This is a genomic window from Duganella sp. Root1480D1, from assembly GCF_001427305.1.
Lineage (GTDB): Bacteria > Pseudomonadota > Gammaproteobacteria > Burkholderiales > Burkholderiaceae_D > Rugamonas.
The window spans coordinates 1-24,727 of the sequence record NZ_LMFZ01000050.1; the positions used below are offsets into that span (position 1 = coordinate 1).

Genomic DNA, 24,727 nt, shown 5'->3' on the forward strand with positions numbered 1-24,727 from the left:
GATCGCATCGTTTGAGTTTCGAAGGTAGTCGGCGTGGCCTGGGCAGTCATGTAGTCGGCGTGGCCTGGGCAGTCAACGTGAGCGTAGTGACGGTTTGCAGTCTCGTACTCAACGTGGGCGGTGTTGATGGTAATGCCGCGTGCTTTTTCTTCTGGAGCAGCGTCGATCTGGTCGTAAGCTTTAGCTTCGCCGCCGAACTTCTTCGACAGAACAGTCGCGATTGCAGCGGTCAGGGTGGTCTTGCCATGGTCAACGTGACCGATGGTGCCAACGTTCACGTGCGGCTTAGTCCGCTCGAACTTTTCTTTTGCCATTTTAGACTCCTAACAAATGTTGATTTGCTGGGCACGCGCCCGACTAACTGATAGATACTGCAGAATTCTGGTGCCCTTGACGTGGATTGAACACGTGGCCTCTCCCTTACCAAGGGAGTGCTCTACCACTGAGCTACAAGGGCTTATTTTTACTACCGTGCTGCATGGAGCGGGTGAAGGGAATCGAACCCTCGTCTTAAGCTTGGAAGGCTTCAGCTCTACCATTGAGCTACACCCGCGAGGTTCCGACTACTTTCGACTACTAACTTCACTCAGCTACCTGCAAGCTTTGGTGGAGGGGACTGGATTCGAACCAGTGTACTCATAAGAGGGCAGATTTACAGTCTGCTGCCTTTAACCACTCGGCCACCCCTCCGCGAAGGAACCGCAGAGTATGAAGCAACTTTCTTACACTGTCAAGAACGTTATTTGCTTATTTCGCAAACGCTGCATGACGTGCGCTTCGGGGCGAGATTGTAATGGCTACTCCTGCAAATTTGCAAGTGTTGTTTTTGCGTTGCACCGTTTGCTATAAAATCGGTCAACTTATCCTGTGCACCGGAGTGCTCATTCTGTGAAGAATCCCGCCACCGGCTGGCAGCAAACGCTGGCCGCCAACCTGTTGATGCTGGCGGCTTACGCGGTCATTGGACGCTTTTGCCTCTATCTGTCGCTGGCGCCCGGCTATGCCAGTCCCCTCTTCCTGCCGGCCGGCATTGCCCTCGCCGCTGTCGTCACTTTCGGCCGGCGCCTGCTGCCAGGCGTAGCCATCGGCGCCTTGCTGATCAATTTCCTGCCCCTGCCTGGCGCGCCCAACCCGCTCACCCTGCCGCCCTTGCCGCAAGGCTTGGCGGCGCTGGCTGCTGCCGGCGGCGCGGCGCTGCAGGCTTGGCTGGGCATGCTGTATTTCCGCCGTGCGATCCGTCCGGAAATCGGTGCCGGGCGCGACGTGCTGCGTTTCCTGTTGCTGGCAGTCTGCATCACCCTGGTCAGCAGTACGCTGTCCAATCTGGCGGCGGTCGCATCCGGCGCCATTGCGCCGCAGGATTTGCTGACGAGCTGGCTGACCTGGTGGATTGGCGATGCGATCGGCGTGCTGCTGGCCGCGCCGCTGTGCTGGGTGCTGTTCGGCCAGCCGCGCGCGCTGTGGCAGCGGCGCCGCCTGCTGGTGGGCGTGCCGCAATTGTTCCTGGTGAGCTTGTGCGTGATGCTGTACGTGCTGGTGGCGCGCTGGGAAACCCGGCAGCACCTGGAAGGCTTCCGGCTCAAGGCGCAACAGGTGGGCGACTTGCTGCAGTCGCGCTTCAGCGAGCACGAGCGCTATGTGTTCGCGATGGCGCGCGCCATCAATCGCTACGGCCGCGTGATGTCGGCCCAAGGCTTCGACAAGATCGCCCACGGCTACCTCGACCAGCGGCCAGAGCTGCTGTCGATGGCCTGGCTGCGTCCGGTGTCTGAAGCGGAGCGGCCAGCCTTCGATGCCTGGGCCCGCGACACCATCGGTCCCGACTTCCGCATCATCGCCCCGTCCACCGAACCGGGCCACACACACAGCCATTCCGCGCACAGCCATGCCGAAGTGCCGCCTGGCGACCACATGGTGACCTTGTTCGTCGAGCCCGCTGTGCGCCGCCACTACCTGGGCCTTGACTGGCTGGCCGAACCGGTGCGCGCCCAGGCAGTGCGCGAGGCGCTGCGCACCGGCAAACCGGTGGCCAGCGCACCTGTGGCGCTATCGATGCCGGGCGAAGGCAGCGGCGTGGTGCTGCTGCAGGCGGTCGATCCGGGCGACGGCCAGCCGGCTGCCGGCATGCTGTTGCTGGCCATGCAGTTCGACTCTTACGTCAGCGGGGCCTTGGCCACCGCCGAGTTCCCGCATATCCAGGCACGCCTGGTGGACCGCAGCAAGCCGGGCCCGACAACCCTGGTCGACCAGTTGTCGCGCGAGCCGAATGACGAGGACTACTGGCGCAAGCTCAGCCTTGGCGGCCGTGAGTATGAGTTGGTGCTGCTGCCTTCGGCCTCTTACATGGTGCACCAGCATGGCTGGCAAAGCTGGCTGGTGCTGAGCGCAGGCCTGATGCTGACCGGTTTGCTTGGCGCCCTGATGCTGCTGACCAGCGGCGAGCGCGCCCTGATCCAGCAGCAGGTGAAGGAAAGCACGATCCGCCTGCGCGAACGCGAAGCGCGCCTTCAGGCAATTCTCGACAAGGCGGCGGACGCCATCCTGACCATCGGCGCCGATGGCTTGCTGGTCTCCGCTAATGCTGCGGCCTGCCGCCTGTTCGGCTATCCGGCGGAAGCCCTGGCCGGCATGCCGCTGGCGATCCTGCTGCCGGAAGCGGAAAGCGATAGCGCCGCACGCCTGCTGCGCAATATTGCCAGCGGCGCAACCCACGAGCACGAATCGAGCGGCCGCCGCCACGATGGCAGCATCTTCCCGATTGCGATTTCGGTGAGCGAGGTGGAACTCCCGGATGGCAATGTGTTCGTCGCCATCCTGCACGATTTGACCGAGCAGCAACGCGCCCAGGAGCGCATCTACAAGCTGGCCCACCACGACCCGCTGACCGGCCTGGATAACCGCCTGTCGCTCAACCTGCGCCTCGACCAGTTGCTGGCGCAAACGCGCCGCGCCCAGGGCAGCGCAGCAGTGATGTTCCTCGACCTCGACCACTTCAAGAAGATCAACGACACCCATGGCCATGCCACCGGCGACCAGTTGCTGGTGGCCGTGGCCGACCGCTTGCGCGACCTGCTGCGCGAAGTCGACACCATCGCCCGGCTGGGCGGCGATGAATTCATCGTGGTCACCGGTGGCAACGTGACGCCGGCAGAGGCCAGCCAGATCGCCGTGCGCATCGTCGCCGCACTGGCCGAGCCGTTCCAGCTGGCAGGCAAGACCATCCATACCGGCACCAGCGTCGGCGTCGCCATGTTCCCGCCCGATGGCCATGACAGCGCGACCCTGCTGCGCCATGCCGATACGGCGATGTACGCGGCCAAGAGCCAGGGCCGCGGCAACTTCCAATTCTTCGAAGCGGCCATGAATGCCGCTACCCACGACCGGCTGATGATGGAAAACCGCCTGTGGCAGGCGCTGGAACGCAGGGAGTTCGAGCTGTACCTGCAGCCTCAGGTGGAACTGGCTACGCGCCGCGTGATCGGCGCCGAGGTGCTGCTGCGCTGGCACCATCCTGAGTTGGGCATGGTGGGGCCGGATCGCTTTATCCCGATCGCGGAAGAATCGGGGCTGATCCTGCCGCTTGGCGACTGGGTGCTGCAGCAGACGGTGGGCTTGCTGCGCCGCTGGCAGGGTTCACTGCGGCTCGCCGTCAACCTGTCGGCGCGCCAGTGCCACGGCAACGCGCTGTTGCCGCTGCTGGACCAGTTGCTGCGCGAGAGCGGGATTGATCCTGCGCTGCTGGAACTGGAGATTACCGAGTCGGCGGCGATGCAGGATCCGGAACGCAGCCGCGACTTGCTGCGCGAGCTACGGGCGCGCGGGATCAAGGTGGCGATTGACGATTTCGGGACGGGGTATTCCTCGCTCAGCTACCTGAAGTTGTTCGAAATTGACCGGATCAAGATTGATCGCGGGTTTGTTAAAGACATCGAGAGCGATCCGAATGATGCGGTGATTGTGACTGCGACCATTGGGCTGGCGCATGCGCTGGGGTTGGGAGTGGTGGCGGAAGGGGTGGAGACGGAGGCGCAGCTGGCGTTCTTGCGCAGTAAGTATTGCAATGAGGCGCAGGGGTATTTGTTTGCAAGGCCGATGCCGGTGGCGCAGTTCGAGGCGCTTGCCGGACGGTTGCCGGAGCCTGCTTAAAACCGGTAAACCGGGGTCTGACCCGCAGGGTCAGACCCCGTCTGCGCAGCGGCCGCGGGTTACGGTTGTGCGCCGTTGATCTTTTCAAAAAGTCAAAGGCCTCCAACCCCGCGGCTTCTAGGCCGTTGGGGGGCAGACCCTTGGGTCTGACCCAGGTTTGCCGGTTTTAGGGCGACAACGCCGCCAGCACCTGCGCCTTCAACGCCCGAATCAACGAAGTCTCATCTGGCGGTACGCCCTCCGGCGCCGGCTGCGCGCGATCCGCATAAAACAAGCCAAGCTGTACGCCCTGCACCACCAGCGGCAGCACGATAAAGCTGCGCGCATCCGGCAGCAAATCAAGATGCCACTTCGGCAGCAGGTCACGAATCTTGGCCACGCTGGCGTCCGCGATCATCAAATCCGCATCATTATCCAGCGCCAGGTGGAACAAATCCTTGCCCTGCAGCGGGAACACAAATCCCTCCTGCCGCAAGGCCCGCTTGTCACCCAAGGCAATACGTGCCCTGAATTGCCCCGTCTTCGCATCCTTAAGACAAACCGTGGCAAAGCGGAACCCCATGCTGCGGTATAAAGTCTCCAGCACCGCCTGCACCAGTTCATTGACGCGCGCCTTGCCCTCCACCCGCATCTCGGTCAGCTCCTGCACGCCCGCCAGCAACTGCTCACGCGCGTCATACGGCTTGCCGCTCGGGTAAGCGCCCTCCTTCGCACCGGCATCCATGCTGGCCAGCGCCAGCACGCTCGGCAAAGTTCCGGCCGGACCGGGCACTTCGCCCGATTCCGCATACGGATCGCCCGGCTCGCCGGCAGCACCGCTGGACGAACCATCCAGCTGCATGCTGTTCAACAAGGCATCCATGCTGCTGCGCGCCCGCGACAGCACGGTGCTTACCTGCTCGCGCTCCAGCTCCAGCGAGCTGCCGAAACGCTGGTGCAGCAGGCGCACGTCATCGGAAGCAACGCCGCCAAGGCGCGTCAGGGCGCGCGCGGCATCCATGCTGAAGTGCACTACCTGGCGTATCCATTCGGTGCGGTCGGCCGGCGGCCGCAGGGTGCTGCCGTACAGGGGCGCCAATGAGCGGATGATCACATCGGGAATCTTCCACTCCCGCAGCACGGTCGCGGTCAGGGTGTCATAGGTACTGCCCAGGATCATCTGCGAAGCCTGCGCCTGCGAGTGCTCGCCCGCCACTACCAGCGCATTGATTTCGCGGAAGCGGTCGTGCTCGCGCGACGCGATCAACAACGGTCCCAGGTTCTTGAACAGGGCCCCAATGGCTGCTTCTTCCGCCTTCTGGTACGGGCTGTAGCGCGCCAGCTCGCGCCCCACCAGGCTGGCGCACAGCGCAGCCTCCAGCTCCACCCGCACGCTTTGCGCGTGCTTGCTGTTGGCCATGGTATCGACCAGCAGCATGGCCAGTGCCGTGGTTTTCACATTATCGAAACCAAGCAGCGAAATCGCATGGGAAATTGTGGTTACCGGCGCGCCCGAAGCCTGGCGGTATTGCGGCGTATTGGCCAGGCGCAGGATCTTCTGCGTCAGCGCGACATCGGACAGCACGTGGTACGCCAGGCTCTGTGTGCCCTGGTCGTCCGAGTCGGCCATCTGCACTACGCGCGCAATCGACACGCCGAGTGCAAACAAGCCCTCATCGTCGCTGCATAACTTTTTCAGCAGGTAGGTGCGGACCGGACGTTCTTCTGGTGGATTGGAGCTCATAGCCCATTGTAGCGCCAGCGGCTATCAGATCGCGACGCGCACTCCCGCTTCGCGCCGTGCCGCAGGCCGGATGTTGTATTTCTTCAATATGTCCTGGTGCAGGCCGGCCAGCGCATTCAGCTTGTCGTTGGCCGGATCGAGGCGGCGCACGGTGGCCACCAGCGCCAGCACATGGCGTCCGAGGGCGTCGTCCCAGCCCTCGCTCTCCAGACATTTGAGGATAGCCACCGCAGCGTTGAAGGCCACCTGGGCATTGTCCGGCAGCTTGGCCACGGCTTCCAGCATCAGGTCGACCGCACCGCGGAAATCGCCCTTCTTCGCCAGCGCCGCGCCGGCTGCCACCATCTCGCCGACTTCGTTGCGGCTTTCGTCGGCCAGGCGCTGGCCCAATTCGGCGTGGCCGCTCTTTTCCATCATGCGCATGGCGCGCTCCATAGCCCCCGGCGTGGCGGAATTGCGCATCACGTCGCGCATCACTTCCGTCGCCTGCTCCTCCTTGCCCACTTCCAGGCAGGTACGCGCCAGCTCCATCTTCATCTCGTTCGACAGGCCGGAAGCGCTGCGCACGCCGCTTACCGCGTAGTCCAGCGAGGCATTCATGCGCGCCACGTTGCCGGTGAATTCGTGCAGCGCGGCCGAGGCAATGGCGCTGCAGACGTCGGTATTCGGGGTGCCGGACAGCGATTTGTCCAGGTCGCGGATCACGGCGGCCGCCTGCACCGGGTCGCCTTTCTTGACCAGGGTCTGGGCTAGCTTGGCATGATCTTCCGGCGTGCGGAATTCGGAATAGCGGGTCTTGCTGACCACCTGCTTGAAGGCGCGTTCCGCACCATCGACGTCGCCCGCCTCCAGCGCGACTTCGCCCAGCCGGCGCAGGCGGCGCACCGCGTGCGGCGACAGCTCAACTGCATTGGCCAGAACGGCTTGCGCCGCGGCCGGGTCGCCATTCGCTTCATGCGTGCGCGCCAGCCAGTCGTAGGCATCCAGGAAGCGTGTGTTCTTGCCCAGCAGGTCTTCCAGCATCGCGCGCGCTTCGTCGAAGCGGCCGCGCAGGTACAGGGTCTTGGCCTGGCCCAGCCGGGCCCACGGCACCTGGCGGCTGTCCCACAGCTCGGCATAGAGCGGCTCTGCCAGTTCCGGCTCGCCAGCCTGGATATGCATTTCCGCGCGCAGGCGGCGGAATTCCATGGCAAAGCGCGGCTGCGCGATTTCCCCTTCCTCGCACGCTTCGATCGCAGCGCGCAAGTCGCCCATGTCGACCAACTGGTACACCGGCAGCAGGGCATTGCGGCGGTCGAGGGCGCGCCAGATGCGCTCCAGCATGGCATCGGCGGCGAAAGGCTTGAGGATGTAATCGTTGGGCATCAGCTCGGCGGCGCTGACCACCTTGCTGAACTGGCCTTCGCCGGTGACCATGAAGAACATGGTGGAGGCATTGATCAAGCGGTGGTGGCGCAAGTCTTCCAGCATCTGCTGGCCATCCTGCCCCCCTTCCAGGGCGTACTCGCACAGGACCAGGTCGTAGATCCGGGTTTCCAGCGCGCGGATAGCCTGGTTGGAACTGGCGGCATCGTCAATTCGCACCAGGCCGCACAAGCTCAGCATATTGTGCAAGCTGGCGCGCATGCTGGGATTGGGCTCGATGACCAGCGCTGTCAGGCCCTTCAGTTCATTCATGGCTTTCGGCGTAGGACAAGGGCTGCCCTTATTCTATCCCGCGCCGTGAGTTTTTGTGAGAATGAACGCGGCAGCGCGGCGCGGCTGCCACAGCAGGGTTGGCTCAGCCTCCCTGGCCCAGGCCGGGGTTGCGTTCCACCACGTCGTTCAGGGCGGCGACCACTTCGGGATCGAACTGGGTACCGTTACGGTCGCGGATATAGGTCATGACTTCCGGATACGGCCATGGCTCCTTGTACGGGCGCTCATGCAGCAGTGAATCGAAGACATCGACCACCGCCACGATACGCGCCGACAAAGGAATCTGCTTGCCCTTGAGCTGGCTCGGATAACCGCCGCCATCCCAGTGCTCGTGATGGCCGCCGGCGATTTCCGCGCCGTAAGTCAGGTAGCTGACGCCATCGACCATATTGGCCGCGCGCTCCAGCACGCTGCGCCCGACGGCAGCATGGGTTTGCATCAGTGCGCGCTCTTCCTCGGTATGGGCGCCCGGCTTCAGCAGGATGTGATCCGGCGTCGCCACCTTGCCCACGTCGTGCAGGATGGAAGCGAGGCCGATCATGTCCACCAGTTGCGGCGTCAGTTCGTCGTCATACACGCCGCGCTCTTTCATGCGGGCGGCAATGGCCGAGGACAATTGCTGCACGCGCCGCACATGGCCGCCGGTGCAGCCGTCGCGGAATTCCGCCAGGTCGGCCAGCGCCACCACGGTGGCTTCCTGCGCCTTGCGCAGTTGGCCGAACATGTACAGGTTGTCGAAGGCAGCGGCAATGCGTTCGCAGAACACTTCCAGCAGGTCGCGCTGGATCTGGGCCAGCGGCCACGGCGGCGTCACCGAGATCAGCACGTCGCGATTTTCCTGCGTATGGATGAACAGCACATTGGCCGGGTGTTCGAACTGGCTCTTCTTTTCCTTGAAGGCTTTCTTGATGGTCGGCCACAGCGGGTGGCTTTCCGGCATCTGCTCGTTTTCCGCCAGCGGCGCATAGCCGCCGGTGGCCGCGACCACGGTGGTGTCGCCCGTATCGGCCTGCATCAGGCACAGCACACCGTCCGCCCCCACGTCGAGGATGGCGGAAACCTGGTTCAGCACGCCGGAAGCGAATTCGCGCAGCGAATGGATCTGGTACAGGTTGGTCGCGCCGGCCAGGATCTTGCCCAGGCCGATGCGCGAGCGCTCCAGCATGTTCAGGCTCTCATACGCGCGCAGGGCCGAGATCACGGTGGTAAACAGCTTCTGCGTGGTGAGCTCGGTCTTGGCCTTGTAATCGTTGATGTCGTATTCGATGATGACGCGCTGTTCCGGCGCCTGGCCCGGCTGGCCGGTACGCAACACCACGCGCACGATGGAATTGTGCAGTTCTTCACGGATGCGGCGCGCCAGCAGCAGGCCGGCGTCGTCGGTTTCCATCACAACGTCGAGCAGCACCAGGGCGATGTCCGGCGTGTCGCGCAGGATTTCAAATGCCTCGCGGCCACTGTAGGCCGAGAACAACTCCAGCTCGCGCCCCTTGAAACTGACATTGCGCAGCGCCAGGCGGGTCACCGCATGCACGTCCTGGTCGTCATCAACTATCAGCACGCGCCACAGCCGCTGTTCAGGCGATCCTGCCGATGTTGGCTGCTTCTCTTCTTCGTCTTCTTCCAGCAGCCAGTTGTCATCGACGGCTTGAGGGTCCGCCATGAAATCTCCTTGATCAAAATGCGCTAATCTTTACATCCAGCATAATCAGATTTGACTTAGCTAGCAATTAAAAATTGCCCACTCGTAAATCGCTTTGCACTCTGATACGCTTTGACAACACAGATTTTGCTAAAGGAAAAAACCATGCAAGTTACTGCGCAAGAAGACGCTAGCCAAGGCAAGGAATTCCTGGCATTCAAGCTGGGGGCCGAAGAGTACGGCATCGATATCCTGAAAGTGCAGGAAATCCGCGGTTATGAGGCGGTGACCCGCATCGCCAATGCACCCGAGTTCATCAAGGGCGTGATCAACCTGCGCGGCATCATCATCCCGGTGGTGGACATGCGCATCAAGTTCAAGCTGGGCGAGCCGGTGTACGACCAGTTCACGGTGGTGATCATCCTGAACATCAATGGCCGCGTGGTGGGCATGGTGGTCGATTCGGTGTCCGACGTGACCACCCTGATGCCGGAGCAGATCAAGCCGGCGCCGGACCTGGGCACCGCCTTCAGCTCGGAATACATGATCGGCCTCGGCACCATCGACGAGCGCATGCTGATCCTGGTGGATATCTACCGCCTGATGGCGAGCCCGGAAATGGGCCTCAGCGAAACCCTGGCTGCGGGGACTGCTTAACCGTTCTTATGGGTGCAGCCGTTCTGGCTGGCGCCAAGGTTCAGGTTCTGGTAGCGGATTTCATATTTGCCGTTCGATAGCTGGTCGACCACCAGCTTGTCGTGCGGCTGCACGTAGGCATAGCGCACGTTGGAACGGCGCTCGAGGTCATACACCTTGATGAACACCGGCGCAGCGTTGGCGCTGTTGTCCAGCGTGAGCTGCATGTCCTCGCCCTTGTTCCCGACCGGGAATCCTTCCACATAGCCGGACTGTACCGGCCACGGTTCGCCATTCGGGGCGACTGCCGGGGCGACCTCGGCTTCACAGTCGACGGCAGCGCCCGGCAGCACGACCTGCGACAGGGCCAGCACCTTGATCGGCGGCGCGGCGGCGGCAGATACCGACGGCTCCGGCGAATACGGCTTGGCCACGGCCCAGCCATCGTCGGGGGTGACTTTTTCCACCCGGGGCGGATGGATTTTCGGGGTGGCGGCCGCAGTGGCCGTCAGCTCGGCGGGCGGCTTGCCACCCCAGGCGCCAGCCAGCACGCTGGACATGGCGCGCGGCTCGGTCACCGTCAGTACGCCGCCCAGCCAGCCGGCGGCGGCGGCGCCGCTGACCGTGCCCCAGAAGCGCCAGGATTTCAGGACCCGGCGCCGGCGCGGCAAGTCGAGCTGGTCCGACCAGCCTGGCTCATGCGCCGGTTCATGCCTGGTGCTTTCCAGCCATTCGATTTCCCATTCTTCCTGGGTGATCCACTCGTCATGCTCCTTGCGCCGTTGCGGATCGGACAGCGTGCCATAGGCTGTGTTGACGATCGCCATGATGCGAGCCGCCTTTTCATCCCCCGGATTCTTGTCAGGATGATATTTCTGGCTCAGCGCTTTGTACGCAGCACGTATGACTTCCTGTGGCGCTCCACGCGCTACCTTCAGGTTGTCATAGTGAGTATGTATCTTTCCCATCTCTCAATCATATTACAAACGGTGGCTGCGGTCGCTACGCAGCAATTGCCCGGGCAACTCAACGCCATGGCCAATCACCAGCACTTTGAATAATTCTCCCATTTCGGCTGGAGAAAGCAATTTCTGCAGTGCGTTGGCGTGCGGCAGGTAGTTCAGGGCGTCGGCCGGATCGTAACGCTGGATCAGCTCGCCAATACCGGCACCGATCAGGAAGCCGGCCTGGCTGTTGTAGGCCATGACTTCGGCGCCGGCGTCCTGCGCCGCCAGCGCCATGGCGGTGAAATCGACGTGGGCGGTGATGTCCTGCAGGCCAGGCAGGTAGAACGGTTCCGGGTGGGCGTGGTGGCGGTAGTGGCACATCAGGGTGCCGGTGGCGCGGTCGCCCAGATAGAACTCGCGGGCCGGGAAGCCGTAGTCGAACAGAAACGCGGCGCCCTTGCCTTTGGCCAGCATGGCGGCCAGCGTGGCCATGAAGCCACAGCCGGCGCCGTGTACTTCGGTCACATAGCCGACTGGCAACTGTTCGGCGTCAGGCACCTGGCGCGCGATTTGCGCCAGCAGCACCGCGTCGGCTGCCGTTGGGCGCCAGGCGAAGCCGGTTTCCGCGACAGCCACGTGCAGCGATTGCCAGCCTTGCCCGGTCAGCGTGACCACGTCGACCGGCATCGCATCCAGCACCTCATTGCCGAACACCGCGCCTTGGAAAGAATCGGGCAGCGCGTCGAGCCAGCGCACTTGCGGGAAACCGCGCAGCAGTTCCTGCTGGCGGGCGCGCAGTTCGCCGGACAGCTCGACGATGGAATAGCTCTCGACCACGATGCCGGCGTGCGCCGCCTCGGTCAGGATATCCCTGGCCAGCTTGCCCGTTCCGGCGCCGAATTCGAGGATATGCGGCGCGCTTTGGTCCATAATAGCGGCTGCAACGTGCGCCAGCGACTGCCCGAACAGGGCGCTCAGTTCGGGTGCAGTTGTAAAATCGCCATCCTTGCCCAGCTTGGCAGCGCCGCCGCTGTAATAACCCAGGCCCGGCGCATACAGCGCCAGTTCCATGAAGCGGGAGAACGGAATGGCGCCGCCTTGCCGCGCGATGTCGTCGGCAATCAGGCGCTGCAGGGCTTGGGACGCGGCCAGCGCGTCAGGGGAAGGTGCTGGTAAAGACATGCCCGGCATTGTAGCGGTTCAGCGCAGCCCGGCGCCATTTTGCTCAATTTGACTATGACTACTTCAACTTCGACGCCCGACCAGCCACGCGTGGCCCTGGTGACCGGGGCCGGGCGCCGCCTGGGACGCGAAATCGCGCTCGGCCTGGCGCGCGCCGGCTGGGACATCGCCGTCCATTACCGCCACTCGCACGACGAGGCACGCGAAGTGGCGCAGGCCGTTGCCGCCCTGGGCCGCCGCGCCATCACGCTGCAATGCGACCTGTCCGATGAAGAAGCCGTGCGCGGCCTGCTGCCGGCGGCGCTGAAGGCGCTGGAACGGGTCGACTGCGTGGTGAACAACGCTTCCCTGTTCGATTACGACAGCGATTTGAACTTCAGCCACGCCCGGCTGGACGCGCACATGCATGCCAATGTCGCCGCACCGATCCAGCTGGCGCGCGCCCTGTACGACGCCACGCCGGAAGGCGGCCAGGCCGTGGTTGTGAACCTGCTGGACCAGAAGCTTTATAATCTCAACCCTGATTTCCTGTCCTATACCCTGTCCAAGGCGGCGCTGCAGGCGGCCAACACGATGCTGGCCCAGTCGCTGGCGCCGAAGGTCCGGGTAGTGGGCGTGGCGCCCGGCATCACCATGGTGTCGGGAGACCAGAGCGAGGAAGGCTTCGCCAAGGCGCACACCCAGACGCCGCTGGGCCGTTCCAGTACTCCGGAGGACATCGCCGCCGCCGTGGTGTATGCGGCAGGCGCGCGTGCCATGACCGGCACCACCCTGCTGGTCGATGGCGGCCAGCATTTGCTGCCGTCGCCACGCGATGTGATGTTCCTTACCAAATAACTTCATTGAAGGTTTAAGCACCATGCTGTCCGCCCTGATTCACCCGCAACTGCAAGACTGCCGCCGGCTGTTCCTGCGCAACTATGAAGTGCTGATCAACATCGGCGTGCACGATTTCGAAAAGAAAGGCGAGCAGCGCGTACTGATCAACGTTGACCTGTACATCCCGCTGGCGGTGTCGACCCCGAAGGCCGACGAACTGCACGAAGTGGTCGACTACGACTTCATGCGCGAGACCATTGCGCGCCGCATGGCCGAAGGCCACGTGCACCTGCAGGAAACCCTGGTGGACGACGTGGTGCAGGCAATGCTGGCCCACCCTAGCGTGCGTGCCGCCCGCGTGTCGACCATGAAGCCTGACGTATATCCCGATTGCGAAGGCGTGGGCGTGGAAGTATTCAAGATCAAGGACGCAGCATGAACGCGGTAGTAGACACCAAGGCGGAAGACAAGACCGCCTACGAAAACAACAAGCTGCACAAGCGCCTGTGCCGCCTGGTCGGCCAGGCCATCGGCGATTTCAACATGATCGAAGACGGCGACAAGGTGATGGTTTGCCTGTCGGGCGGCAAGGACTCTTACGCCCTGCTCGACATCCTGATGACGCTGCGCGAACGCGCACCGATCAATTTCGAGATCGTCGCCGTCAACCTGGACCAGAAGCAGCCGAACTTCCCGGCCGACGTGCTGCCGGCCTACCTGGAAAAACTCGGCGTGCCGTTCCACATCGAAAACCAGGACACGTACTCGATCGTCAAGCGCCTGATCCCGGAAGGCAAGACCACCTGCTCGCTGTGCTCGCGCCTGCGGCGCGGCATCCTGTACCGCGTAGCCGATGAACTGGGCTGCAACAAGATCGCCCTGGGTCACCACCGCGATGACATCCTCGAGACCTTCTTCCTGAACATGTTCTTCGGCGGGAAGATCAAGGGCATGCCGGCCAAGCTGGTGTCCGACGACGGCAAGCACATGGTGATCCGCCCGCTGGCTTATGTGAAAGAAGAAGATACCGAGCGCTATGCCGAGGTGAAGAACTTCCCGATCATCCCGTGCGACCTGTGCGGCTCGCAGGAAAACCTGCAGCGCAAGCAGATCAAGGCCATGCTGCGCGACTGGGAGAAGAAGCACCCGGGCCGCGTGGAGAATACCTTCTCCGCCCTGTCCACCGTCGTGCCATCGCACCTGATGGACCGCGACCTGTTCGGCTTCAAGGACCTGAAGACCGACGGCATCGCCAATCCGCTGGGCGATATCGCCTTCGACGAGGAGCCTTGCTCCACGCCTGCTGCCACGACAATCCCTCTCGTTAATTTGCAATAAAAGCAACTCACCGGGGTAGAATAGCTCCCTTCATCTCACTGAAGGGACTTCCCGATGCAGCGTTTCCTCGGCCTGTGCGCCGCTTTCCTGATGTTGTGTGCCGCTCCGCTCCTGCATGCGGAGGAGCAGCCCAAGCTTGCCGTGGCGGTGGACGTGCGCCATGTGGCGAAAGACTTGTGGCGCGTGGATTACCGGTTTGCGCAAGCCGTTACGGCGCTCAAGCTGCACTCCATCGGCGCGTTCCGCAAGCAGGAGTGGAAGGTGCTCACACCCGGCATGGCCATGAAATCCGGACCGGACTTCGATGTGATTGCGGCGAAGGGCAAGCCGTTCAAGTCGGCCAGCGTGCAGGTCAAGACGTTCGATGGCTGGTCGCCCAAGGAGTATGTCTCGTTCAACCGCTTCGGCGATGGCGGAACGGCTGTTTACCTCGGCCACCTGCAAGGTGACGTCGAGCAGGGCAAGAAAACGCTCTCGATGCACACCGATATCAAGCTGTTTGGCCTGGCGCAGGAAAACGTGATTGCTCCGCCGGCTAACCGCCTGGAGCCGGGAGGCGACCGCGGTTATGCCTACTTTGGTCCTGCACAGGCTATCCCTGCCGGTGCGGTGAAAGTCCTGATCGATCCACGCATCCCGCAGTGGCTGCGCGAAACGATCCTCGATGTTGGCGCAAAGACTTCCGCCTACTATGAGAAGGCCTACCAAAGGAGTTTAAAGGACGAGCTGCTGATCATGGTATCGGTGGACAATTTCGAGTCGTCGGGCTTTTCGATGAAGGGCGGCGCCATCTTGGGCCAGGGCCAGGTTTCCTACCGGCTGGAAGGCAAGCAGGTACTGCTCGACCATCCGAAGCTGCGCGAGTATGCGGCTCTCAACGTGGCACACGAGATGGCGCACATCTGGCAGATGGCCGTTTCCCGCGGCGGCATGCGCGGAGACCAGGGGCCGTGGATCCACGAGGGCGGTGCGGAGGCAATGGCCCTCGATGCCTTGGTCAAGACCGGTGTGTTAAGCGAAGAATCGGTGCAAGCCTACCGTGCGAAACAGGCTGCCACTTGCGAGAAGCTTAACAACACCGTCGACACCTATGACGGCATTTATGCCTGCGGCCTGGTGCGCTTCGACCAGCTGGGCATCGGCATCGTCCCGCTTTGGCGCTCCATGATGGAAGCGACCGAAACGACGGGCGATGCGTATTCCCAGCAGATGATCGACACTATCGTTTCAGCGAAGTAGCCGCGCCTTCGGCACGCGAGAAGGAATATGGCGCATCGGCCGGTGCGATGCCGCGCTGCTGGTTCGGTTGCGCCGACATCTCCACGTCGAAGATCGCGCCGCGCAGCAGTTCATCGTGGCCCAGCCAGTTGCGCTGCAGCGTGCGGCCATTCAGTTTCGCGGTGCGGATGTAGCGCATGCCGGCGCCATTGGCCGGAGCATTGATGCGAACCTGCTTGCCGTTTTCCAGGTGCACAGTGGCATGCTGGAACAGCGGCGCGCCCACCACGTACTGGCCGACGGCCGGCGTCACCGGATAGAAGCCCAGCGCGGAAAACACGTACCAGGCCGAGGTCTGGCCATTGTCTTCGTCGCCGCAGTAGCCATCCGGCGTTGGCTTGTACATGCGGTTCAGCGTTTCGCGGATCCAGTACTGCGACTTCCATGGCGCGCCAGCATAGTTGTACAAGTACAGCATGTGCTGGATCGGCTGGTTGCCATGGGCGTACTGGCCCATGTTCGCTACCTGCATTTCGCGGATCTCGTGGATCACCGAGCCGTAATAGCTCTCGTCGAACAGCGGCGGCATGCTCATCACCGTGTCCAGCTTGTCGACGAAGGCGGCCCGGCCGCCCATCAGGTTCACCAGGCCATCGATGTCGTGGAAGACCGACCAGGTGTAATGCCAGCTATTCCCTTCCGTGAAGGCATCGCCCCACTTGACCGGGTTGAACGGCGACTGGAAGCTGCCATCCTTGTTACGGCCGCGCATCAGGCCGGTCTCGGGGTCGAACAGCTTCTTGTAGTTCATGGCGCGCTGCGCGTAGATGGCGATTTCCGATTCCGGCTTGCCGAGCGCCTTGCCCAGCTGGTAGATCGCAAAGTCGTCGTAGGCATATTCCAGCGTGCGTGCGGCGTTCTCGTTGATCTTGACGTCGTAAGGCACGTAGCCAAGCTCGTTGTAGTACTTCACGCCGGCGCGGCCCACTGCGCTGACCGGCCCTTCGTTGTCGGCGCCGTGCTTGAGTGCTTGCCACAGGGTTTCAATGTCGGGACTGCGGCTGCCCTTGATCCAGGCGTCGGCCACCACCGAGGCGGAGTTGTTGCCGACCATGATGTCGGCATAGCCGGGGCTCGACCACTCGGGCAGCCAGCCGCCTTCGCGGTAGGCATTGGCGAGGCCGGCCTGCATTTCGCGGTTGATCGACGGGTAGACCAGGTTCAGGAAGGGATACAGGGCGCGGAAGGTGTCCCAGAAGCCGGTGCCAGCAAACAGGTAGCCGGGCAAGACCTTGCCGTTGTAAGGGCTCCAGTGCACCGGCTGGCCGGCGGCGTCGACTTCATACATCTTGTTCGGGAACTGCACCATGCGGTACAGGCTTGAGTAGAAGGTGCGCACCTGGTCGATGCTGCCGCCCTCCACTTCCACTTTGGACAGCACCCGGTTCCAGGCCGCTTTGGCGCGGGAGTGCGTGGTGTCGAAGTCGTCGTTTGCCAGTTCGCGCTGCAGGTTCAATTCCGCCTGCTCGGGGCTGATGAAGGAGGAAGCCACCTTCATGTGCACTTGCTCCCCGCGCCTGGTCTTGAAGCCGACGATGGCGCCGCTATGCTGGCTTTCCATTTCGAGCGCGCCTTCCACCAGTTCCTTGCCGCGCCATACGTCGGTCGAGGTGAACGGCTTGTCGAACACCATCACGAAATACAGGCGGAAGTTGGCTGGCAGCGGGCCGCGCGCATAACGGGTGCTATAGCCGATGACCTTGCGCTGCTCCGGGATGATCTTGACGTAGGAGCCTTTGTCGAAGGCGTCCACCACCACGTAACTCTTGTCCGATTCGGGGAAAGTGAAACGGAATTGCGCCGCGCGCTCGGTCGGCGTCAATTCCGCGGTGACGTCGGCATCCGCCAGGTAGACGCTGTAGTAGTAAGGCTTGGAGGTTTCGGCCTTGTGCGAGAACGCGCTGGCGCGGTCGTCTTCCATGAAGCGCTTGGCGCCGGTCACCGGCATGACGGAAAACTGGCCATAGTCGTTCATCCATGGCGAGGGCTGGTGCGTCTGTTTCAAGCCGCGCAGCCTGTCGGCTTCATACTGATAGGCCCAGCCGTTGCCCATCTTGCCGGTCTGCGGCGTCCACAGGTTCATGCCCCAAGGGACGGCGATGGCGGGATAGGTATTCCCGTTCGACATTTCCGGCTTGCTGGAGGTACCCATCAGGGGATTGACCCACTCGACCGGGTCGCTGACCTTGCCGACGAATTGTGCGGCAGCCAGCGGCGCGGCAGCAGCCAGCACGAGCGCCACGCCGGCGCGCAAAATGGTGACGCTCATTGTTGGTACCCCGTTTGGCTGTATGGACGGGCACTGGTTTCGCGGCCCCACTCTTTGTTCGGTGCTGCCTGCATGCGGAATACCAGCTCGCCGCCAGCCATGATGTCCTCATGGCGCAGGAAGGTGCGCGCCAGCGCCTTGCCGTTCAGCGTAACGCTGCCGACGTAGGCGTTGACAGCCGAAAGCTGCTCGGCGCGAATGGTGAAGCGTTTCCCGTTCGGCAGGTTGAGCGTGGCCTTGTCGACGAAGGGGCGGCCGATCACATACTCGTTGCTGCCCGGGGCGACCGGGTAGAAGCCCAACGCCGTGAAAGTGAGCCAGGCCGACATCTGGCCCAGGTCGTCATTGCCCGCCAGGCCGTCCGCCTTGTTGTGGTACTGGCTGGCGACGATCTGCGCCAGGCGTGCCTGCGTCTTCCATGGCGCGCCGGCGAAGTTGTACAGGTAGGCCACGTGGTGCGATGGCTCGTTGCCGTGTGCGTAGTGGCCAATCAGGCCGGAGATGTCTTCCATGTGGGCGTAGACGTTCTCATCGACTTTGGCGTCGAACACCTGGTCGATCTTCGACTGCAGGCCGGCATCGCCGCCCAGCATGCTGACCAGGCCCGCATTATCGTGCGGCATGTACCAGGAATACTGCCAGGCGCTGCCTTCGGTGTAGTCGCTGCCGAAGTTGGACTGCACCGGATTGAATGGCTCGCGGAATTCGCCAGTCGACTTGCGGGCGCGCACGAAACCAGTCCTGGTGTCGAACACATTGCGGTAGTTCTGCGCCCGCTGATAGAAGCGCGCGGCCACCTCCTTCCTGCCCATCTTCTCGGCCATGCGCGCGATGGTCCAGTCGTCGAAGGCGTATTCCACGGTCTTGGAGGCGGCTTCCGGTTCCAGGTCGATCGGCACATAGCCCAGCTTCTTGTAGTGTTCAATGCCGCCGTAAGGGCCGTAATCGGCACTGGCTACCATGGCGGCCAGCGCTTCGTCGGCATGGATGCCCTTGATGCCTTTCATGTAGGCGTCGGCAATCACCGGCACCGCGTGGTAGCCGATCATGCACCAGGTTTCCAGGCCGTGGAAGGCCCACACCGGCAGGATGCCGTGCGGGCTATGCTGGCGCGAAGCCACCAGCGAGTTTACGAAGTCGGCATTGCGCTGCTCCGGCTGCACCAGCGTGAGCAATGGATGCAAGGCACGGTAGGTATCCCATAGCGAGAACGTCGAGTGGTAGCGGAAGCCTTGGGCCTGGTGCACCTGGTTGTCCGGGCCGCGATACCTGCCGTCGCGGTCCATAAACAGGCTTGGCGCCAGCATGGCATGGTACAGGCTGGTATAGACCATGCTGCGCATATCGGCCGGCGCTTCGATGGCGACAGCCGACAGCGCCTCGTTCCAGGCGGCGCCTGCGCGCTGGCGTTCGGCGTCGAAGTCCCAGCCCGGCATTTCATCCAGGTTGGCCAGTGCGCCATCTTCGCTGACGCCGGATAGCGCAACCTTCACCATCAAGGTACCGTCTTCCGGCGTGCCGAAGTCGAGGGCTGCCACCAGCGCCTTGCCTTCCACCTGCACCTTGTCGGCCGGCGTCTTGCCCGGGCCGGCAAAGCCTTTATATTCAACGCCTTCTTCGCGGTTGACCAGGGCGTGGCCGGCGATGGGGCGCGAGAGCTTCATGGCGAAGTAAACCTGGCGGCCAGGCGCCCAGCCGCGCGTGATGCGCATGCCGGTAATGGTGGTGCTGTCGCGCAGGCGCAGCGACGACCACAGGTTCTTGCCGGCGTAGTCGTAAATGCTCTGGCGCAGGTCAAGGATCAGCTTCGCCTGCGCGCCCCTGGCGTAGCGGTAGCGGTGCAGGCCTACGCGTTCGCTGGCAGTCAGTTCGACGTCGACGTCGTGATCCTGCAGCCGCACCGCATAGTAGCCGGGTTCCGCGCGTTCATCCTCGTGCCGGAAGCGGGAGCGGTAGCCGCTGAACGGACGCTCCGGATAGCCTGGTTCCAGCTTGGTCTCGCCGCTGTACGGCATTAGCAGGATATCGCCCAGGTCGGAGTGGCCGCTGCCGGAGAAATGGGTGTGGGAGAAGCCGAGGATCGAGTCGTCCTCGTAGCGGTAGCCGGCCGCCCATGGGTAGCTTTGACGGAAATGCCGCAGCTGGGTGTCCGGGCTTAGCTGCACCATGCCGAACGGGCGCGTGGCGCCGGGGAAGGTGTGGCCGTCGCCGCCCGTGCCGATAAACACGTTGACGGCGGCCGCCGGACTGCCTGCGGGCGCCGCTTGCGCCGTGGCTGCAAGCAGCGTTGCGGTAAACAGCGCCACGAAAGGTCGGATACCCATGGTGTCTCCTTTATGATGGTGCTGTTATACCTTTACCCGATATTTCCTCGCAATCGAAAGTGACAGAAACGGCGAAGTTTCAGAAAGTTTAGTAAACAAGGCCGGTGCGGTACACCGGATACAGGTTAAGGCGCTCGTCCCAGGTGGCATGGCGGCGGGCGAAGAAGTCCAGGCGGGCACGCGGATTATTGGCGAAAGCCGGGTCGCTTTCCAGCCTGGCTTTGAAGGCGGCGGCCAGCGCCGGATCGGCAGCCAGCATTTCACGCGCGGCCTGCTCTGCCACGTACTCCTCCATGTACTCCTTGCGTTCCAGGTAGTTGTTGAAGAAGCCCCAGGCAGCCAGCGAATCGGCGCCGGACGGTTCCAGCATGGTCATCACGAGGCGCGACTTCGGCTGGGCAATCGGCACGAACAGGGCGCCCTTGCCTACTTCGCGCTGCTCCGTCTTCCAGGCGCCCTTCCAGCTTGCGAGCTGGTGGCCTTCGAAGGAGGTTGCGCTCAGCTTGGCTTCATCGGCGCGGAAGGCCTCAACCGCCACCTTGCCCGGCGCCTGCTCCAGGCGCTTGTAGCCGATGCCGTGCGCCTTCAGCTTCGGTTCCACCAGCGCAGCTTGCGCGGCCGGCACCAGGTAGCCACCGGCGGGTGCTTTGGCCACCACGTCCGGCACCACTTCGTCGCGCAGTGGAACGGTCCACTTCTGCGGCTTGGACTCGTCGTATTTCGTCCAGGTGCCGCCCGACACGTCGGATGGGGTGCGGCTATATTCATAGCCCGGGAAGTCGATCATTTCCGTGCGCTCGGTGGTCTTGTAGCTGAGGGGCATGTCGGCCAGCCTGGCGGCCCGTACATCGGCTTCCGCAGCGGCCCTGGCCCAGGCCGCGCCATGTTGCGCAAACTGCTCCATCAGCGAGACGATGGTGTTGCGCGTCACCTTCACGCGGTGCGGGTAATCGCGCCACGAGTGGGTTTCCACCAGCATGGCAAAGCGGTTACGCAGCGGGAAATAGCCGGTCGAAAATCGCGGCGTGGCCATGCTGTCGACGAAGCCTGAATCCGGTTGGTCGGTCTTGTCGAAAGAGATGTAGAAGTGGCGCGGGTCGGAACCCTGCTTGCGCAAGTCGGCCATGACGTTGTCGCGCAATTCCTTGCCAAGCGGGAGCAGGGCCGCGTCGCCGCCGTGCAGCGGTTCGACCTGGATCGACACGTCGGGCTGGAACTTGGCGCCGTCGGTCACGTGAAGGTCGATATAAGCCAGCGGGTCCCATTCGTTGACCAGCTTGAGCATGGCCTGCATTTCCGGCGCATCGGCTTTCACGTAGTCGCGATTGAGGTTGTAATTCTGCGCGGTGACGCGCCAGCCCATCTCCGCCGGGCCGCGCTGGTTGGGGCGGTTGTTCTTGCCGAAGCGCTCGTGGCCGTCGACGTTGAAAACGGGGACGAACAGCACTACCTGCTTGTCAAGCGCACCGGCGGCAGCCTTGCCGTCCAGCGCTTCGCGCAGTGCCCAGAAGCCGGCATCCTTGCCGTCGATCTCGCCGGCATGAATGCCGCCCTGCACCAGCAGCACCGGCAGCTTGCGCTGTCTGGCCGCGACGGCAGTCAGCGCGCCGGTGCGCGAGATGGCCAGCGCCAGCATCGGACGTCCTTCCGGTGTTTCGCCGAAGGAGAAGCAGCGCACTGCTTTCGGGTAAGCCCTCTGGTAATCCGCGCACAGGCGCTGCACTTCGTCGTAGCGGCCAGTGGCGTGGTAGCCGGAGCGTTCCGCCACCGTGCTGAGGTCAGGGGCGGCTTGCGCCAGCGGGAAAGCGGCAAACAGGGAAAGCAGTACAGCAGTACGAATCATTTCTATGCTCCGGCGGTTGTGGAAAAGCGCCGGAGCATTATAGTGCGCTTCAGAAACGCCGGTACGGGCGCGCCACCGCAAACAGCGCCACGCTTGCGGCGTTTCGCCAACAATAATTACCACATATCAAGAGCCGAAATGGTAATTCACCTCCAGCCAGACCTGGCGGCCTGCCGGGCTGTAGTTGCCTACCGGGTAGTAAGGCCAGCCGCCGCTGGCGTCATGCTTGATGCGGTTGAACAAGTTGTTTACGGCCAGCGATACGCTGGTGCGCTGGTTCAGCTTGACTACCGAGCTGGCGTTGACCAGGGTGGTCGGGGTCAGCCAGGCTTCGCCGGCGGCATCAGGCACCTTGCCGTAGCGCTGCAGGAACAGGGTGTTCGACCAGGCGCCGGCATTCCAGGTCAGGCTGGCATTCAACTTGTCGCGCCAGTCGTAGTTGCCCAGGTCGTCCTTGTCGTTGTTCAGCGGGTCGGCGGCGAACTGGCGCGACTCCTGTTTCAGGGTCTTCGAGTAGTTCACCTTGGTGATGAAATTGCCGTAGCCCTTGGTACGCAGGACGTACCTGGCCGACAGGTCGATGCCGCTGACCTTGGTCGACGCAGCATTGATCGGGTTGACCAGGATCTGCTTGATCTCGCCTGGCTTGTTCAGCGCATTGTCGGCGTAACGGACGATGCGGCGAATCGCATCGGCGCAGGTCGGCGAAGCGAGGTCGCCCTTGATGCGGCATTCAGCTTCATCGCGCAGCAGCTTGTCGGCGCTCAGGTTGGTGACCAGGTCGTCGATGCGGATCTTCCAGTAGTCCAGCGTGACGTCGAAGTCGGCGCTCGGCGACCAGACAGCGCCCAAGCCGGCCGAGCGCCCCTTTTCCGAACGCAGGTCCTTGCTGCCGGTCTGCACATAGTCCGCGCCGGGCGAGTAATTCGCAAAATCGCAATCGGCCACCGGCTGGCCGGCCTTGGCGCAGCGGTAATAGTCCGTGGTGGACGAGTAGTAGCCGGTGCCGCGCGCTTTGTAGATGTAATTCATGTCCGGCGCGCGGAAGCTGGTCGCGACATTCCCGCGCAGCAGGAACTGCGCGGCTGGCCGCCATTCCAGGCCGCCGTTGTAGGTGAACTTGCCGTCGCCGCGGCCGGCGAATGAGTAATGATCGTAGCGGCCTGCCAGCGTGCCGGCCAGCGTATTCACCAGCGGGATGCTGGCCTCGGCGCCGAGCGCGTAGCGCTTGCGGGTGCCGGCCGTCACGTCTGACGGCACCAGCGTGTTGAAGTAGCCCTGGTTGATGCGCGGATCGGGAGCGTTGGAGAAGCCTTGCTTGCCCAGTTCCGCCACGGTGGCAACCTTGACCGGGCCGGCCGGCAGCGTGAAGACTTCGCCGTTGGCCGTCAGGCTCAGGGTATTGGTCCAGGACTTGTCGTCGCTGACCGATTCACCGGTGATGGTATTGAATTCGCCCGGCGTCAGGCGCGTGGTCAATCGCGCCGGGTCGGGAGCGAAGATAGCGACGCCGCTGGCATTCACACCCAGTTGCTGGCCGAGGAAGAAGCTGTCGATATTGGCCAGCGCACGCTGGGTGTGGTTCTGGCTCTTGTACTGCGAGGCAGTGTAGCCGGCCTCATAGTTCCACGAGGTGTGCGGGACCTGGCCGCGCAAGCCCAGCGACAGCGATGCCGCCTGGTCGTCCCAGCGGCGGTTGTAACGCTCTACGCCGCCCATTTCTTCCGGCGAAATGTAGCGGCTCCACGCTTCATAGCGGCTGCTGTTCTGGTTCCAGAAATAGTTGTCGGTGGCCGAGCGCGAGGTCCACGACGGGCCGCGCGTGTTGTTGCTGCTGCGGTTGTTGCCGTAAAGCGCTTCCGCAAACAGCGTGGTGGTCGCGGACAGCTCATAATTGGCGCTGCCGAACAGGTTCTGGCTGCTGTTCTTGGTCTGGATGGTCCAGTAGGTCGGGCCGACCTTCGGGCTGGCACAGTAGCTACCCGCCTTGGCCGTGTACCTGGCGGTGCTGGCGCCGAACAGGTCGCCGATGTCGGAGCAGGCAGTGCCCAGGTCGATGTATTTGCCGCTGCTGACGTTCTTGCGCGCCAGGACGGAAGTCGGCGCCACGCCGGTCTTGCTGGCCATGAAGTCGCGGTCGGCGCTCCACAGCGGGTCGCGCTCCAGCAACTCCACGCTGAATATGGTGTTCAGCTTGTCGAAGCTCTGGCCGCCGGTAAATTGCAGGCGCTTGTCTCCGCCGCCGCCGCGCGTTGTGGTGCCGGCCTTGAGGTTGATGTCGTAACCGTTGGCTTGCTTCTTCAGGATGATGTTGACCACGCCCGCAATCGCGTCGGAGCCGTAGACGGCCGATGCGCCGCCGCTCAGGATCTCGATGCGTTCCACCACGCTCGATGGAATATTGGCCAGGTTGGTGAAGTTGACCGTACCCTCGTATGCGATCGGGAAGTCGGCCATGCGGCGGCCGTTCAGCAGCACCAGCGTATGGTTCGGTCCCAGTCCTCGCAGGCTGATGGCGTTGGCCGATGGCGTGAAAGTGTTGCCGTAGTCTGCGCCCTGCACGAAGCCGCTGTTCTGCGACTGGTTGGTCAGTGCGTCGAACACGTTCTTGTAGCCTTGCTTGGTGATGTCCTCGCCGGTGATGACGGTCACCGCCGATGGGCCTTCCAGGCTGGCGCGCGGGATGCGCGAGCCGGTGATCACGACGGCCGCCGGCGATGCTGTTTCCTGGGCATGCGCCACGCCGGCCAGCAAAACGAAAGCGCCTGCCGCCAACGGTTTCAATTTGAATTTTGTCTGCATTGAAGTGGTCCTCTTGTGAAGAGGCGCCACCTTATCAAGCCGGTCTTTATTACTGAACGAATGATTTTGCAGATCCTTAT

General features: G+C 63.1%; 16 protein-coding genes and 3 tRNA genes. 6 read left to right on the forward strand and 13 right to left on the reverse strand.

Translation table 11 applies throughout. The features are described 5' to 3' along the window. The 4 genes from ASD58_RS29200 to ASD58_RS29215 form a co-directional block, all read right to left on the reverse strand. Nucleotides 1-314, reverse strand: a 314-nt coding sequence (locus ASD58_RS29200) for a GTP-binding protein (RefSeq protein ID WP_229210147.1), incomplete at its 3' end; no start/stop codon positions are given. Nucleotides 315-382: 68 nt separating this feature from the next. After that, a tRNA-Thr gene (locus ASD58_RS29205) sits at nucleotides 383-457 on the reverse strand. Between the two features lie 22 nt (nucleotides 458-479). Beyond that, nucleotides 480-553, reverse strand: a tRNA-Gly gene (locus ASD58_RS29210). 51 nt (nucleotides 554-604) lie between these two features. Further along, nucleotides 605-690 (reverse strand) — tRNA-Tyr (locus ASD58_RS29215). A 198-nt stretch (nucleotides 691-888) separates the two neighbouring features. On the opposite strand from ASD58_RS29215, the gene ASD58_RS29220 reads away from it, so the two are divergent. Next, on the forward strand, nucleotides 889-4,146 hold the full coding sequence (locus tag ASD58_RS29220; RefSeq protein WP_229210148.1) for an EAL domain-containing protein: 3,258 nt from the start codon (nucleotides 889-891) through the stop codon (nucleotides 4,144-4,146). A gap of 166 nt (nucleotides 4,147-4,312) precedes the next feature. Here the strand turns inward: ASD58_RS29220 and ASD58_RS29225 are convergent, their stop codons facing one another. The 3 genes from ASD58_RS29225 to ASD58_RS29235 form a co-directional block, all read right to left on the reverse strand. Beyond that, a complete protein-coding gene (locus ASD58_RS29225) occupies nucleotides 4,313-5,869 on the reverse strand; it encodes an HDOD domain-containing protein (RefSeq protein ID WP_057265891.1) in 1,557 nt (518 codons plus the stop codon). A gap of 24 nt (nucleotides 5,870-5,893) precedes the next feature. Beyond that, on the reverse strand, nucleotides 5,894-7,546 hold the full coding sequence (locus ASD58_RS29230) for a response regulator (RefSeq protein WP_057265893.1): 1,653 nt from the start codon (nucleotides 7,544-7,546) through the stop codon (nucleotides 5,894-5,896). Nucleotides 7,547-7,649: 103 nt separating this feature from the next. After that, the gene (locus ASD58_RS29235; RefSeq protein ID WP_057265895.1) at nucleotides 7,650-9,230 is read right to left on the reverse strand and encodes a DUF3369 domain-containing protein; all 1,581 of its coding nucleotides are present in this window, start codon (nucleotides 9,228-9,230) and stop codon (nucleotides 7,650-7,652) included. 144 nt (nucleotides 9,231-9,374) lie between these two features. On the opposite strand from ASD58_RS29235, the gene ASD58_RS29240 reads away from it, so the two are divergent. Continuing rightward, nucleotides 9,375-9,866, forward strand: coding sequence for a chemotaxis protein CheW (locus ASD58_RS29240; protein WP_057265897.1), 492 nt, complete (start codon nucleotides 9,375-9,377; stop codon nucleotides 9,864-9,866). Here ASD58_RS29240 and ASD58_RS29245 read toward each other — a convergent pair. Further along, nucleotides 9,863-10,813, reverse strand: a complete 951-nt coding sequence (locus ASD58_RS29245; RefSeq protein ID WP_057265899.1) for a J domain-containing protein — start codon at nucleotides 10,811-10,813, stop codon at nucleotides 9,863-9,865. The genes ASD58_RS29240 and ASD58_RS29245 overlap by 4 nt on opposite strands. A gap of 12 nt (nucleotides 10,814-10,825) precedes the next feature. Beyond that, nucleotides 10,826-11,974, reverse strand: a complete 1,149-nt coding sequence (locus ASD58_RS29250; RefSeq protein WP_057266249.1) for a class I SAM-dependent methyltransferase — start codon at nucleotides 11,972-11,974, stop codon at nucleotides 10,826-10,828. A gap of 54 nt (nucleotides 11,975-12,028) precedes the next feature. On the opposite strand from ASD58_RS29250, the gene ASD58_RS29255 reads away from it, so the two are divergent. From ASD58_RS29255 to ASD58_RS29270, 4 genes are read left to right on the forward strand one after another with little or no spacing between them, the layout of a single operon-like run. Further along, complete coding sequence (locus ASD58_RS29255) at nucleotides 12,029-12,811, forward strand: SDR family oxidoreductase (RefSeq protein ID WP_057265901.1); 783 nt, start codon at nucleotides 12,029-12,031, stop codon at nucleotides 12,809-12,811. A gap of 22 nt (nucleotides 12,812-12,833) precedes the next feature. Further along, nucleotides 12,834-13,232: a dihydroneopterin aldolase gene (locus tag ASD58_RS29260; protein ID WP_057265902.1), complete on the forward strand. Its 399-nt coding sequence runs from the start codon at nucleotides 12,834-12,836 to the stop codon at nucleotides 13,230-13,232. Next, a complete protein-coding gene (gene ttcA / locus ASD58_RS29265; protein ID WP_057265904.1) occupies nucleotides 13,229-14,131 on the forward strand; it encodes a tRNA 2-thiocytidine(32) synthetase TtcA in 903 nt (300 codons plus the stop codon). The genes ASD58_RS29260 and ttcA overlap by 4 nt, the downstream gene beginning before the upstream one ends. Nucleotides 14,132-14,185: 54 nt before the next feature. Next, nucleotides 14,186-15,370, forward strand: coding sequence for a hypothetical protein (locus ASD58_RS29270; RefSeq protein WP_057265906.1), 1,185 nt, complete (start codon nucleotides 14,186-14,188; stop codon nucleotides 15,368-15,370). Here ASD58_RS29270 and ASD58_RS29275 read toward each other — a convergent pair. The 4 genes from ASD58_RS29275 to ASD58_RS29290 form a co-directional block, all read right to left on the reverse strand. Next, a complete protein-coding gene (locus ASD58_RS29275; RefSeq protein WP_057265908.1) occupies nucleotides 15,351-17,678 on the reverse strand; it encodes a GH92 family glycosyl hydrolase in 2,328 nt (775 codons plus the stop codon). The genes ASD58_RS29270 and ASD58_RS29275 overlap by 20 nt on opposite strands. Further along, complete coding sequence (locus ASD58_RS29280; RefSeq protein ID WP_057265910.1) at nucleotides 17,675-20,002, reverse strand: GH92 family glycosyl hydrolase; 2,328 nt, start codon at nucleotides 20,000-20,002, stop codon at nucleotides 17,675-17,677. The genes ASD58_RS29275 and ASD58_RS29280 overlap by 4 nt, the downstream gene beginning before the upstream one ends. Before the next feature lie 88 nt (nucleotides 20,003-20,090). Then, entirely contained in the window at nucleotides 20,091-21,845 is a 1,755-nt protein-coding gene (locus tag ASD58_RS29285; RefSeq protein WP_057265912.1) for a M14 family metallopeptidase, read from the reverse strand. A gap of 126 nt (nucleotides 21,846-21,971) precedes the next feature. Then, a complete protein-coding gene (locus tag ASD58_RS29290; protein WP_057265913.1) occupies nucleotides 21,972-24,647 on the reverse strand; it encodes a TonB-dependent siderophore receptor in 2,676 nt (891 codons plus the stop codon). Between the last annotated feature and the right edge of the window lie 80 nt (nucleotides 24,648-24,727).